Annotated in this window: 10 protein-coding genes; 7 read left to right on the top strand and 3 right to left on the bottom strand. The window is 61.6% G+C overall.

Annotated elements, in window-relative coordinates:
- The first annotated feature begins 1 nt into the window (after window position 1).
- From BM400_RS04125 to BM400_RS04150, 6 genes are all read left to right on the top strand, one after another.
- Window positions 2-1,729, top strand: coding sequence for a L,D-transpeptidase family protein (locus BM400_RS04125; protein ID WP_089836883.1), 1,728 nt, complete (start codon window positions 2-4; stop codon window positions 1,727-1,729).
- The gene (locus tag BM400_RS04130; protein WP_245781673.1) at window positions 1,729-2,529 is read left to right on the top strand and encodes an SDR family oxidoreductase; all 801 of its coding nucleotides are present in this window, start codon (window positions 1,729-1,731) and stop codon (window positions 2,527-2,529) included. The genes BM400_RS04125 and BM400_RS04130 overlap by 1 nt, the downstream gene beginning before the upstream one ends.
- Before the next feature lie 33 nt (window positions 2,530-2,562).
- Window positions 2,563-3,177 carry a YdeI/OmpD-associated family protein gene (locus BM400_RS04135; RefSeq protein ID WP_089836885.1) on the top strand — a complete coding sequence of 205 codons (615 nt, stop codon included), beginning with the start codon at window positions 2,563-2,565 and terminating at the stop codon, window positions 3,175-3,177.
- A 368-nt stretch (window positions 3,178-3,545) separates the two neighbouring features.
- Window positions 3,546-7,034, top strand: a complete 3,489-nt coding sequence (locus BM400_RS04140) for a carboxypeptidase-like regulatory domain-containing protein (RefSeq protein ID WP_089836887.1) — start codon at window positions 3,546-3,548, stop codon at window positions 7,032-7,034.
- 104 nt (window positions 7,035-7,138) lie between these two features.
- Complete coding sequence (locus BM400_RS04145) at window positions 7,139-8,500, top strand: Gfo/Idh/MocA family protein (RefSeq protein WP_089836890.1); 1,362 nt, start codon at window positions 7,139-7,141, stop codon at window positions 8,498-8,500.
- A complete protein-coding gene (locus BM400_RS04150) occupies window positions 8,493-9,524 on the top strand; it encodes a DUF6807 domain-containing protein (RefSeq protein ID WP_089836892.1) in 1,032 nt (343 codons plus the stop codon). The genes BM400_RS04145 and BM400_RS04150 overlap by 8 nt, the downstream gene beginning before the upstream one ends.
- A 63-nt stretch (window positions 9,525-9,587) precedes the next feature.
- On the opposite strand, the gene BM400_RS04155 is transcribed toward BM400_RS04150, so the two are convergent.
- Together BM400_RS04155 and BM400_RS04160 are read right to left on the bottom strand one after the other, a co-directional pair.
- A complete protein-coding gene (locus BM400_RS04155; RefSeq protein ID WP_089836894.1) occupies window positions 9,588-10,370 on the bottom strand; it encodes a TIGR03435 family protein in 783 nt (260 codons plus the stop codon).
- Between the two features lie 48 nt (window positions 10,371-10,418).
- Window positions 10,419-11,723 (bottom strand): MGH1-like glycoside hydrolase domain-containing protein, encoded by a 1,305-nt coding sequence (locus tag BM400_RS04160; RefSeq protein ID WP_089841470.1) that lies wholly within the window; start codon window positions 11,721-11,723, stop codon window positions 10,419-10,421.
- A gap of 42 nt (window positions 11,724-11,765) precedes the next feature.
- Here BM400_RS04160 and BM400_RS04165 point away from each other — a divergent pair, with 42 nt between their 5' ends.
- A complete protein-coding gene (locus tag BM400_RS04165; protein ID WP_089836896.1) occupies window positions 11,766-12,839 on the top strand; it encodes an A/G-specific adenine glycosylase in 1,074 nt (357 codons plus the stop codon).
- On the opposite strand, the gene BM400_RS04170 is transcribed toward BM400_RS04165, so the two are convergent.
- On the bottom strand, window positions 12,836-14,278 hold the full coding sequence (locus tag BM400_RS04170; protein WP_175528857.1) for a GGDEF domain-containing protein: 1,443 nt from the start codon (window positions 14,276-14,278) through the stop codon (window positions 12,836-12,838). The genes BM400_RS04165 and BM400_RS04170 overlap by 4 nt on opposite strands.
- Window positions 14,279-14,507: the final 229 nt, after the last annotated feature.

Here is a 14,507-nt window from a genome sequence, read left to right on the forward strand (position 1 = left end):
GATGAACGGGAAGCAGGCGTGGGGACGAATCGGTGTGGTCGCAGCGTGTGGGCTGCTGGTTTTATCAACGGCAACGGGCTGCAAGCGGCATAGAAAGACGCGGTCGAAGGAGAATACCGACGCGTACTCTTCAAAGATTCAGCCGCTGGTGCAGGCGACCAAGCTGCCGTTCATGAAGATTCCGGACGTGGGCCCCTTCCAGACACCCGCCCAGACCTTCTATGACGATCGTAACTACGAGATCGCCTGGACCCGCGATGGCAAGCCTACCCCGCAGGCCGCGGCGTTTACCCAGGCCTTCTCCGATGCTGCCCAGAAGGGCCTGAATCCGGAGGATTACGATGCCTCCCGCTGGGCCGGACGCGTAGCCGCGCTCAAGTCGAACTCCGATGAGGCCTTCGCGGAGTACGACGTTGCCATGACTGTGGCGGTCATGCGCTACATGTCGGATATCCGCACGGGCCGCATCAATCCGCAGCACTTCAACTTCGACATCAACGCGGAGTCGAAGCGCTACGACCTGCCCGAGTTCGTCTCCGACAATGCGGTCGACGCCGACGATGTGCCGAAGCTGATCGCCTCCGCCGAACCGGACAACGATGAATATCGCCAGACCGAGCAGGCCTTGGCGAAGTATCTTGTGCTCGCCAAGCAGCAGCGGGAGAGCGGCGTCGAGCCTTTGCCCACGGCGGTGAAACCGATCGGCGTGGGTGGGGCGTACCCGGCGCTCGACGCACTGGCCGCCCGGCTGCAACTGGAGGGCGATCTCAGCGGTCCGCCCACGGCCGCAACGGCGTATACGCAGGAGTTTTCGGATGGCGTGAAGGCCTTCCAGGAGCGTCACGGCATTACTCCGGACGGCAAGCTGAACGCCCAGACCATCGCCTCGATGAACGTTCCGCTCGAACAGCGCGTCCTGCAGTTGGAGTGCTCGCTGGAGCGGTGGCGCTGGCTGCCCGATCCGTATGTCCACGCTCGCCTGGTGGTGAACCTGCCTGAGTTTGTGCTGCGCGGGTATACGCCGGACAACAAGCTCGATTTCACCATGAAGGTCGTGGTGGGCAAGGTGCTCGGTGAGCACGAGACGCCGGTCTTCACTCACATGATGAAGTACCTCATCTTCCGTCCCTACTGGAACGTGCCTACCGATATCGCCCGTAAGGAACTGGTGCCGCACATCGAGAAGAACAAGGGTTATCTAGCGACGAAGAACTTCGAGGTCACCAATGCGAAGGGCGATGTCCTCACCGATTACACCTCCGCCCAGGTAGCGCGCGGCGGCGTGATGGTGCGGGAGAAACCCGGGCCGAAGAACTCGCTCGGCCTCGTGAAGTTCATGTTCCCCAACGAATATGACATTTACCTGCACTCCACGCCTGCAACCGAGCTCTTCAACCGCACGCGCCGCGACTTCAGCCATGGATGCGTCCGGGTGCAGAAACCCGAGGATCTTGCGGCCTGGGTCCTCCAGGACCAGCCAAACTGGGATCTGGACAAAGTCCGCGAGGCGATGAACAATGGAGCCGACAATCACCAGGTGAATCTCAAAACTCCCCTGCCGATTGCGATCTTCTACCTGACCGCACGCGTGGGAGATGACGGACGAGTCGATTTCTTCGACGACATCTATAAGTACGACGAGAAGACGCAGGCGATTTTGCAAAAGGGTCCGCCGTATCCGACCTACTCGGAGCCGGTCAAGGCCAAGACCCCGGGGGATACAGTCTGATGGATGATGCTACGGAACGCCGGCAGTATGAGCGAGGATGGACGACGATGCGCATGACGGGGAACACGATCTTTATCACTGGCGGTGGCTCCGGGATCGGGCGCGGTCTGGCTGAGGCGCTGCATCACATGGGCAATGAGGTCATCATCTCCGGGCGCCGCAGGTCTGTGCTCGACGAGACGACGGCGGCGAATCCCGGCATGCATGCCGTGGAGCTCGACGTCGAAGATCCGGCCAGCATCGCGAAGGGAGCGGCAGACCTGATCGCGCGCTTTCCGAAGCTGAATGTCCTCATTAACAACGCCGGCATCATGAAGATGGACGACGCGTCTTCGGTGATCGACGAGGCCGTGCTGGTCTCGACGATCACGACGAACCTTCTCGGTCCCATCCGGGTAACCTCCGCTTTCATCGAGCACTTCAAGAGCCTCGACGAGGCGACGGTGATCAATGTCACCTCCGGCCTGGCCTTCGTTCCCCTGGCGATGACAGCGATCTACTCCGCCACGAAGGCTGCGCTGCACTCCTATACGCAGTCGCTGCGGTTCAAGCTGAAGGGCAGCTCCGTGGCCGTGATGGAGCTGGCGCCCCCCTACGTGCAGACCGACCTCATGGGCGGGGCGAACGATCCGCGTGCCATGCCCCTGTCCGCGTTCATTGAAGAGACGATGGTGCTGCTGGCGCAAGGCGTGGAGGAGATTCTGGTGGAGCGGGTGAAGCCGCTGAGAAACAATCCAGGCCCCGCTGAAGCCGCATTCGTGAATCAGTTCAACGACATGATGGCGCAGCAGACGCACTGAAGTTGTTGCCATCACGCAGAGGAGGGTAGACGGGTGGATGCTCGCGTCGATGCGTATATCGGAAAGGCGCCGGCGTATGCGCAGCCGGTGCTGCACCATCTCAGGGATCTGGTCCACAGGGCGTATCCGGCGGTGGAAGAGGGGATGAAGTGGTCGCGGCCTGCGTTTTTGTCCGGCGGCCAGATCGTCTGCGGCATGTCTGCGTTCAAGGAGCACTGCGGCTTTGGTTTTTGGGGATCCGGCATGGCGGGCCCGCTGGCCGAGGCCGGTTTTGAGCGAGAGGGAAGTTCGGGATCGTTGGGGAAAATCACCAGCCTGAAGGACCTTCCCAGGGATAAAGTCCTGCTCGGGCTCCTGAAGACGGCCTTCGCGTTGGCCGGAGAAGAGGGCGGCAAGTTGAAGCGGCCACCCAAGCCTGCGGCGAAGAAGGCCGCCGCCAGCATCCAGACACCCGAGGATCTCGAGGCCGCGCTCGCTCGCATCGGGGCGATGGAGCGCTTCGAGGCGATGAGTCCGAGCTGCCGCCGGGAGTATATGGAGTGGATCGTCGAGGCCAAACGGCCCGAGACGAGGACGAAACGGATTGGCGAGGCGGTTGGGTGGATCGCCGAAGGCAAGAAGCGGAACTGGAAGTACGAAAACTGCTAGAACCTGTCGCTTGAGGGTCGTCTCATGGGGCGTTTTGGTGCGCTCCGGCGACCCACTGTGTGCGTGGGGTGGGCGGACCGGTGCGCCGCAACGCGCTCGGGAGGACTGACCAATCCGCAGAAAACCAGCCGAAAACAATTTCAGTTGACAGCCCTCATCTGCGGTATCTATATTCCGCTCCGCATAAAACAGGCCTGTTTTGCCGTTCTGAACCGAAAACGGTCAGGACGAAGAGGTCTGATCTCTTTGACCACGGAACGGTCGGATGGCCGACAGTCCAAGGGGTTTTGGAGAAGAGCAGGGAACCGGACGGCGCAGGATTTCAATCATCGCGATCGCCGGTTGGAAAAGCATTTTTGGGGGTTTTAATGGTCGATATTTTCTTGAATCAGGTCAGGCGCACGTCCCGGTGGGTCGTCGTTGCGCTTGTTGCGTGTCTCTTTACGGCCGGCGCGGTCGCGCAGGTCGCCGGCGCGGGTAACATTCAGGGCACGGTTACCGATGCCACGGGCGCAGTCATTCCTGGAGCGACGGTCGTCGCGACCGAAGCCTCCACGCACGTTGCCCACACGGCCGTCACGGATGCGGTCGGTGTGTACACGTTTCCCAACCTGGTAGTTGGTTCGTACTCCATCAGCATCACCGCAACCGGCTTCCAGGGCTACACCAGCACGGGCAATGTGCTCGAAGTCGGCAGCAGCATCTCGATCAACGCCAAGATGACGGTCGGCGCCGCCGATCAGAAGGTCGAGGTTCACTCGGAAGGCCTGGCTCTGCAGACGGAAGATGTCTCGTTCAAGCAGACGGTCGACTCGCAGACGCTGACCGAGATGCCCCTCAACGGCCGCCAGATGGCGGCGCTCATCACCCTCTCGGGCGGATCGTCCCCCGCGCCCGCTGGTGACTTTACGGGCAGCAAGTACTCCTACCAGACGATCGCGGTCTCGATCGCAGGCTCGGGCGGCAACACGACGCAGTGGAAGCTCGACGGCGGCGACAACAACGACTACATGGCGAACGGCAACCTGCCCTTCCCTTTCCCGGACGCAGTCAGCCAGTTCTCGGTGGAGTCCACGGCTCTGGGCGCGGGCGAAGGCGAGCACTCGGGCGGACTGGTGAACGTGGTCACGCGCTCCGGTACGAACAAGTTCCATGGCTCGGCCTTTGAATTCCTCCGCAACAACTACCTGAACGCGAACAACTTCTTTTCGGCCACCAAAGACAGCCTGCATCAGAACCAGTACGGCGGTACCTTTGGCGGGCCGATCAAGCGCGACAAGATCTTCGCGTTTGCCGGCTATCAGCGCACCCAGTCCAAGTCCAGCCAGTCTTCGGTGACGGCATTCGTTCCCTCGGCGGCGAATCTGGCCGGTGACTTTTCGCAGTCTGACGATCCGACGAAGGTCCCGCTCGTGAACCCCCTTACCGGCGCACCTCTGCCGAATAATCAGATCAACCCGTCGCTCTTCAATCCGCAGGCTTTGGCTCTGGTCAAGTATCTGCCTCAGACGACGGCTGCGAACGGCCAGGTCAGCTATGCCATTCCGCTCCAGACCTCCGACAACTCCTTTGTCACCCGTGTCGATTACACCATCAACGCCAAGAACAACCTCTATGCCCGCTACTTCATCGATGGATACCAGCTTCCTGCGTTCTATTCTCCGACGAATATCCTGATCACCACGCAGTCCGGAAATCTGCAGCGTGTCCAGAGCTTCACCCTGGGTGAGGACTTCGCGATCAGTTCGAAGACGGTCAACTCGGCACACGTTACGCTCTCACGGCGCCGCAATAACCGCGGTTACGCACCCAACGCCATCAATGCCACGACGCTTGGCGTCAACGCGTTCCAAGCTGTTCCGAACGGTCTTTATGTGACCGTCGCGAACAAGTTCACCCTGGGTGGTGGCGGAAACTCCGTCTCCCACTTCAACGACAACTTCCTCGCCATTGAAGACCTGGTTACGATGCTGCGCGGCAAGCACCAGATCGTGATCGGCGGTGAGCTTGTACACAACCAGCTCAACATCTCCAACGCCTACAACGGGAATGGTATCTTCACCTTTGGCGGTGCCCTGAACTATAGCGCCAACGGTCCGACCGGCGTCGGCGGTAAAACCGCTGTCGACAACAACCTCGACTTTCTCATGGGGGCGATGAACTCCTTCGAACAGTCCAAGCAGCAGCAGAATGCTCTGCGCGGCAACATCCCCAGCATCTACGTGCAGGATACCTTCCACGCGACCAAGCAGTTGACCATCAATGCGGGCATCCGCTGGGCACCGGAGTTCATGCCGGTCGATTACTTCAATCGCGGTACGACCTTCGATCAAACCGCCTTTTTGGCCGGTACGACCAGCTCGGTCTACCCCAACTCTCCGGCCGGTACCTTCTACTACGGCGATAAGGGCGTACCTCGCCAGTTCACCAAGAACTCACCCTGGCAGTTCACGCCGAACTTCGGAATGGCGTATGACCTGACCGGTGACGGCAAGACGGTCATCCGTGCGGGTGCCAGCTACATCTACGACCAGGTGAATTACTTCACCGGTCAGCGCAACCAGCAGAACCCGCCCTTCGCCACGGATATCAAGCAGATCCCCACCGCGACCTCGGGGCCCATCCCGTTCTCGGCTCCCTGGTCGGCTGGCACGCTCACCAGCAGCCCCTTCCCGCAGCCGGCTGTACCCACGCCAGCGACAGCGCTGTTTTACGCTCAGTCGCAGTACATCGTGCTGCCGACCCAGTATCACCCCTCCGTCACGATGCAGTGGACGGCGAGTGTGCAACATCAGTTCAGTCGTGGCTGGCAGTTGCAGGTGGACTATATCGGCAATAAGACCACCCACGTGCCCCTCGGTCTGCCGCTCAGCCCGGCCGTCTATGTCCCCGGTGTCTGGGGTGCGAACAACACCGGATGCCCAGGCGTTGTGACCACTGGACCCGCAGGCAAGAATGGCGTTGCTGGAACGAACTGCTCCACGCTGGCCAACTCCGCGCAGCGATACAAGCTCACGCAGCTCAACCCGCTCGTCGGCAACCAGTATGGCGGTGGCAACAGTTCGGCAATCGTGGGCGATGGTGGTACCGGCAACTACCATGGCCTCATCACCACCGTGCAGCACCGCCTCTCGTCGACCTTCAGCCTCCTCGCCAACCACACCTGGTCGAAGTGCCTGAACAACGCCGACGCCAATGGCGATCTCGCCGGCTCATCCGTTGAGAACCCCAATAACCCCGGCATGGACTATGGCCCGTGCGGATCGGACTATCGCCACATCGAGAATCTGGTCCTTGTCACGCGCAGCAAGTTCTCCATCGCGAACCGCGCTCTCGCCTACGCGGTGAACGGCTGGGAGCTTGGTCCGCTTGTCCATATTCAAAGTGGTTCGGTCATCAATGTCACCTCCGGCGTCGACACCTCGCTGACTGCTGTCACCCTGGATCGCCCCAACCGGATCGCGGGCGTGAATCCGTACCTCCCTGGTCCCATCCGGTCCGGCATCGGAATCACATCAACCGCTGGTCTTCAGGCAGCACGCGGGTCCTTGAATCCCGCCGCTTTCTGTTCCGCCATCACCGCAACCTGCCCCGGCGGACCGGCACCCGGAACCTTTGGAAACGTCAGCCGCAACGCCTTCCGTGGTCGGTCTTCGTATCAGTTCGATGCGCAGCTCTCCCGTACCTTCCCGATCCACGAGAGTGTCAACACCGTCCTGCGGCTGGAGGCATTCAACGTTCTCAATCATCCCAACCTGAGCAACCCGGGATCTAGCGTCGCTTCCACGACCTTCGGCCAGGTCACGGCTGCCTCTGCGGCCCGTATCTTCCAGGCCTCGGCGAAGGTCAACTTCTAAATCGTCAGACGCACCTTGCCCCTCTTCTCACGAAGGGGGGCAAGGTGTCTTTAGTAGCATAGTTTCCAAAGACTAAAAATCATTTTTGATTCAGGAGATTTCCGATGAAGGCACCAGAGAGCAATCGCAGGGACTTCCTCAAGACGGCCTCTGCCGCGGCGGCCAGCGTTGCGGTCACCAACTGGACCGCGGCGAGCTACGCCCAGATCGCGGGCTCCAACGACCGCGTGCGCACGGCCATCGTCGGCTGCGGCGACCGGATGAAGCAGGCTCTCGTTCCTGCCTTCCTCAGCCATGCCAAGGCCCAGAACTTCCAGTTCGTTGCCGTCTCCGATATCTGGAACATGCGCCGCGATCAGGGAGCCGCCATGCTGACCACGAAGACCGGCAATAAGGTCGACGCCGTCCGCAACAATGACGAGCTCTACGCCCGCAAGGATGTCGATGCGGTCCTCATTGCAACCGCCGACTTCCAGCACGCGCAGCATGGCATCGAAGCGGTCAACGCCGGCCGTGACGCCTATGTCGAGAAGCCCACGGCACACACCATGGAAGACGCGCGCAACTTCCGCGCCGCCGTGCATAAGACCGGAAAGATCGTTCAGGTCGGCACCCAGCGCCGCTCCACTCCCAGTTATCAGAAGGCCTACGAGTACATCAAGAGCGGTGAGTTTGGCGACATCGTCATGGTCGAAATGACCTGGAACGTGAACCAGCCCGGCCGCTGGCGCCGCCCCGACGTCGTGCCCCTCCTGAAGGAAGAGGACACCGACTGGAAGCGCTACCAGCTCAATCTGCCCAAGGTTCCCTTCGATGCGCGCAAGTATCTTGAGTTCCGCCTCTTCTGGCCCTACTCCTCCGGTCTTCCCGATCAGTGGCTCGTCCACCAGATCGATACCGTTCACTGGTTCACCGGTCTGCCGCACCCGCGCTCAGTCGTTGCGAACGGCGGTATCTATGCATGGCGCGATGGCCGCGTGAACTGGGACACCCTCACTGCTGTCTTCGACTACGGCCCGCTGGACGATCTGACCAAAGGCTTCCAGGTCTCCTACTCCACCCGGCAGACCAACGAGGCAGGCGGCGTCAAGGAGCTCTACTACTCCAAGGGCGGCATGCTCGACATGGACAAGCAGGAGGTCACCCCGACCGGAGGCCTCACCGCGAAGTATGCCAAGGAGATGAACATGCAGCCCGACCTGCTCAAGCCCTTCTCGCTGGCGACAGCGAAGGCCGAAAAGGTCTCGACCGACGCCAACACCGGCGGCGGCGACCCGCAGACGGGCGCCAACATGCTCAACTGGATGGAGTGCGTCCGTTCGCGCAAGACACCGAACGCCTCCATCGAAGCCGGCTACAGCCACTCCATTGCGCTGTGCATGTGCATCGCCGCCATGCAGACCGGCACGCGCGTCACCTTCGACGACAAGACGCAGCGCGTCATGGCGGGAGGCAAGTATGTCTAAGGCACTTCGCCTTGGGGTCGCGGCACTCAGCATGGGCATGGCACTCGCAGCACACGCACAGGTCAAGGTGACATCGAACGAGGCTCAACGCCGCGTCGATGTCACGATCGACGGCCAGCGGTTCACGTCCTACATGTGGCCGACGTCGCTCGAAAAGCCCGTGCTCTATCCCCTGATCGCTCCCGATGGGACGACCGTCTCGCGCGGCTATCCGCTTGAGCCGCGGGACAAGGAGCGCGTCGACCACCCGCACCACGCCGGCATGTGGTTCAACTACGGCAACGTCAACGGCTTCGACTTCTGGAATAACTCAGACGCCATCAAGCCCGAGCAGAAGCCGAAGATGGGCTCCATCAAGATGGACAAGATCGTGTCCACCAAGAGCGGAAAGGACAAAGGCGAACTCGTCGTCGAGTCCACCTGGACCACAGGCACAGGCGTCGACATCCTCAAGGAGACGGATCGCTTCGTCTTCTCGAAGCGCAACGGAGCCCGCGTCATCGATCGTGTCACCACGCTGAAGGCGCTCGACAAGGCCGTCTTCAACGATGACAAGGAAGGTGTCCTCGGCATCCGCGTAGCATCCTTCCTGGAGTCGCCTACCGAGAAGGGCGGTATCTTCATGGATGCAGCCGGCAATCCCACCAAGGTCGCCGATGCGGATACTTCGAAGGCCACCGGTGTCTATCGCACCAGCGAGGGCATCGAGGGCGACAAGGTCTGGTCGACGCGTGGCAAGTGGTGCACGCTGACCGGCACGACCGACGGCAAGACCGAGACGATTGCGATCCTCGATCACACCGGCAATCCCGGCTACCCCACCTACTGGCACGCCCGCGGATACGGCCTCTTCGCCGCGAATCCGCTGGGCGATCACATCTTCGACCCCAAGGCCAAGGAGCACAAGATGACCATCGAGAAGGGCGGAAGCGTGACCTTCAAGTATCGTGTCCTCTTTTATTCCCACGCCGCTGGGGCTGACGAAATGAACAAGGAAAGCGCAAAGTTCGACGCAGAGTACTAGACGCTGTTCCGGTCCACCCCAGAGGAGGCGCCCTGCGATGGGCGCCTCCTCTGCGTTGGCCGGCTAGTCTTCCGTGGGCAGCTCTGCATGGTCGATCACAAGCGTCTCCACGGGCCCCTTTGCCGCCACGAGCTTCAATCCCAACTGCTCCTCCAGAGCCTGCGCCAGATATGGGGCCGACCTTTCCGGTGAGGGATCATCATCCCGCGTCCAGTTCAATTGAATATCGTAGCTGCCAGTCAGGCCCGTCTTATCGACCACCTCGCGATGAAGCTGACCTGCCACCACGTCGATCAACCGTGATAGCGAGACGTCATGCGCCACCAGAGTGCCGTTGTGAATGATCATGCCACCGGCGGTGGCATTGTTCCATCGCTTATCTTTGTCTGCGGGCGAGGCCTCACTGAACTTGGGTGTACCTTTCACCACGACAAGCTCATAGATGGGCAGCGTCTTTACCTCGGTGTGAATCTTCAGACCGAACCGCTCGCCCAGCATGGGCCTGAGCAAAGCGCCACGCTGCTGATTGCTTAGTTTACTCAGCGCATGCGGATCGGCATCCAGCACCTTGGCCTGGATGTCGAAGCCGTTCGACTCGATCCAGGACGGGCCTCCCGAGATGAGATCCCAGCGAGTCCCGTACGCCTGTGCCACCAGCTCCTTCAACGAAATATGAATCGCGTTGAAGATATTGTTGTTGATATGAATGCTGACCCCGCGGCCATGGTCGTTGGGCTTGATCGAAACGACGTCATAAGCAGGAGCCTTCGTCTCCGTAACCGGAGCGGTCTGGGCGAATCCAGACGATGCGGCAAGGATGGCGATGAAGCACAACATCCGTTTCATGGAGAGTTCTCCTTTGGTCGTCAGACGAAGCACGCTCGCGGATGTCGCCTATTTTTTTGCCATGCCATGCAGCCGGCGGTCGAAATCCAGGAAGGTCAACGCACATGGCGAATACCCACCGGGATCCGGCTGTGTGAACACGCCGGTCTGCGGATCGACCTGCTGGCGAAACTCGTTGTGCCTCGAGATCGCCTCGACCCACTGCTCCATCAGGTACCGGAACTCGGCGTTCTTGCCGTAGTGCGGCATCCATCGCGGCGCACGCAGAGCCGTCAGCGCCTGGCTTGCTCCGCCCCACGAGTTGCGCGGAATCGGCCGCACAAACGTCGGATCGTCCTGTGCGATCGACGAGAGCGGATATGGTGCCCAGAAGGCCTTCGGGTTATGAAGCTGACGGGTCCAGACCGCTTCGAAGATCGCCTTATCCCCTCGCTGCGAAAGATCGAGCACATGCTCGCCAAGCACGCGCGAGATCGCGTCCGACCGCACCTTGACGAAGTTGTTTTGCGCGTCCAGATCGTAAAAGGCAGCATCCTCGGGGCTGTAGAGCTTCGTGAGGATGAGTCTGCGGATATGCTCGGCATCGGCCAGCCACCGCGCCTCCTCGTCCTTCTTGCCCAGAGCCTTCGCCATCGCCGCCAGCGCGATGCGCCCGCCAAAGACCGTGGCGGAAAGATCGGGGCAAAGTCGTGGCATGCTCGCTATGGCCGGACATTTCCGCGCATCGGAGTCGGGGCAACGGTTTGGAATTCCCGCCCAGCGCGGGCTATTGTCATGGCCGGTATCGTAGGTGCAGAAGCCTTCGACCAGACCGGTCTTCCGCGTATCGCGATACTGACGAAGCCACGCGTCCCACCGGCTGCACGCCTTGTACGTGACCTCCAGAAACTCCTGCGCCTCGGGCAATCCCTTCATCTGCGCGAGCTCCCAGGCGGTTGCGGCGATGGGAACCACCATCTGGATCTGCCCCCAACCCGTATCGCTCACCTTGACCGCGGAGGGAATCTGACCGTCCGCGCGCTGCAGCGAAAAGAACGCCATGTGGTTGTTGCGAGCCACCTGCAGAGGCGACGGCGCGCCTTCGTGCTCGACGCCTAACTGCGCCCACACCAACCCCTCCAGCGGGGCACACTCCATCCAGACACCCAGGTAGGTGCTGCCTTCAATCAACACCGGCTCGGTATATCCCACGGGGCGAGCAGGCAGCGTGCGGATGTTGCCGGACAACGTTGCCATGGCGGCTGCCCGCGTCGCGGCAAGGTCACGCGTCTGGCCAAAACCGGGCAGAGCAGTGGAGGCAGCTGCCAGGGCGGAGGTCTGTAGGAAGGTGCGTCGTGTCGTCGTTGTGCTCACCGGAGAAGTGTAGAGCAAACGCGACCCATCTAAAATCACAACATGGCGTTGGAACTCGAGGTAAAAGCATTCCGAAGGATGCTTGGCAGTTGGTATAAGCAGCATGCGCGCGTCCTGCCCTGGCGCGAGTCGGCCGATCCCTACCGCGTATGGGTATCGGAGATCATGCTCCAGCAGACCCGCGTGGCCGCCGTCATTGAGCACTACACCGCCTTCATGAAAAAGTTCCCCACGGTCGTCGCCCTCGCCCTCGCCGACGAGGCCGAAGTCCTCGCCGCCTGGTCCGGTCTTGGCTACTACCGGCGTGCCCGCATGCTCCACAAGGCGGCGCAGTTCTGCACCCGCGAGATGGGCGGCATCATCCCACGGGGCTCGACCGAGCTTCGCACCCTTCCCGGTGTAGGAGAGTACACCTCTGCGGCCATCGCCAGCATCGCCTTCGGAGAGAGCGTCGCCGTCGTCGACGGCAACGTGGAGCGCGTCGTCTTTCGCATCATGGGCAAGCCCGAAGACACCTCGTCCGTGGGCCGCGCCTTTGTCCGCGAAGTGGCCGGCGCTCTCGTCCCCCCCAAGCGCATGCTGGCCAGGATCGACGGCCTTCGCGAGCGCGTCAACGCTGCGGGCGATCACAACCAGGCCATGATGGAGCTCGGTGCCATGATCTGCACGCCCCGCGCTCCGCTCTGCCTGGAGTGCCCCGTCTACAGTCTCTGTCAGACAAAAGGCGAACACGTCACCGTCCCGCGCGGCAAACAGCAGAGCAAGCCCGCGGACTTCCTCCTCGCCCTGCGCAAGGCCGGCACCTCGACTGAAGTGCTTCTCGTGCAGCGTTCCGCCGAGGCCAGCCTCATGGCAAGCATGTACGAGCTGCCTGCACTTCCCATCGACGCCGCCGGAGACACCGAGCCCATGCTCCGTCTTCGCCACTCCATCACCAACACCAACTACTATGTGCAGATCTTCGGAGATACCCGCGAACTCCGCCGGGAACTGGTCGCCAAGGAAGAAGACCTCACCTGGATCAGGACCAGCAAGCTCGGCGAGATCCCACTGACCGGCCTCGCGCGTAAGGTGCTCAGGCGGCTCGGCGTGATCGAGATAGAGGCTATCGGCTAGGCCTTGGTCCGGAAGCGGCGTTGCGCGTGCGTCGCCGGAGCCTGCGTCGAAGTCGCCGCGTCCTCCAGAGCCACTTCCACTGCGTTCCGTCCATGCCCCTTCGCCCGATAGAGCGCCGCATCCGCCAGCTCCAGCAGCCCCGTCAGCGACACCCTGCCGCTCGCCGCCGCCACCCCGATACTCACCGTGCAGTGGCTCCCCTCGCCTTCCAGTTGGAACTCTCCAATCCGCTTGCGAATCTTCTCCGCAATCTCCCTCGCCGCGTGGAGCGGCACATGCGGAAGCAGAGCCGCGAACTCGTCGCCACCAATCCGCGCGCAGCACGCCCCCTCGATCTCTCCGACCTGCTCCTGCACCTCTTCCGCGATCGCCTTCAGCAACTCATCTCCCGCCAGGTGCCCGAACGTATCGTTGACCCACTTGAAGCGATCGGTGTCGATCAGCAGGAGCGCCGAGGGAATCGGCGACCCGGTCTCCAGCAGCTCGAATGCCATCAGCTCCAGCGACCGGCGATTTCCGATCCCGGTCAGCATATCGCGCGTCGCCAGCTTCTCGAGCTGCCCCGTGCGCACCAGCAACTCTCTCTGTTCGCGGAACATCTGCTGGTAAAGCAGGTGGGTTCGCAGCACAAAGCATGCGACGGACAACAGGATCGTCAAGCTATACAGGATGGGATGGCTTACCAGTCCATGCAGCGCAAAGGTTACCGTGGCCAGCAGAATCATCGATGGCAGCAGATTCGCCCAAAGCGCGGATGGCCTGCTCACGGTCTTCCGCCTTGGACCCCACAGCAACAGCCGCAACGTCAGCAGAGCGAAGCACAGCGGAGGGATGCCGCAAAACAGATCGAACGGCAGCTCACGTGGCGTCGCGAGCCAAACCGCATTGACGATGTTCACCAGGAACAGCATCACCACGCGCGTGATCAGGTAGATCTCCGTGACCTCGGCGAAGAGCCGGTGGCCATCCTGGGTGACGCTTCGTCGTGAAGACTCCGCGGCACAGAGCAGGAAGACCGCGGTGATCATCGATACCTGCAGGTGATACCGGCTGAACCCCGTTGGCCCCGGAGAGAAGGCAGTGGAGAAATTCAGTCCGCAAAGAATCAGCGTCATCGCCGCATCCAGCAGTCGCTTACTCCTCGTCGATGACCCTGAGAACACGCTGAAGCACAACAGGCAGCACATCGAGGCTGTTGCCGCGAATCCACTCACGCACCACGAGCTCTTCTGCACGGTCGGCCAATGCACCCAAAGCATCAGGCTTGGAGCCCACAGGCTCAAACTCATCATCGCGAAGTGAGCGCCAAGCACCCTCCACTGGGTGCGCATCATGCCCGGTTGGCGCGCCGCCCACCGGAAGCAGAAGGCCATGGGCAAAAGCTGCAGCGTGGCCCCATAGGGATACATGAAGAAACGGCCATCGTGCGGCGTCAGCACGGGAACCAGCAGAGGAAGAAGGCAAACCGCGCACGCACCGCAGAGCGCAGCCCACCATGCACGAGCGCGGGAACCTTCCGCCGCCCGATCTGCATCCCCTACGGAAAGCTGCCGCCTTCTCCACCGTGTCAAGAAAACAGCCTCCAAGCCCCGATACGCTGCGCCTGTGGATTCAGCATAAGCGCGTTTGCCTGTCCGCCGCCTGTGTTTGTTGTCCTATGGTTCTGCC

The sequence above is a fragment of the Granulicella pectinivorans genome (assembly GCF_900114625.1).
Lineage (GTDB): Bacteria > Acidobacteriota > Terriglobia > Terriglobales > Acidobacteriaceae > Edaphobacter > Edaphobacter pectinivorans.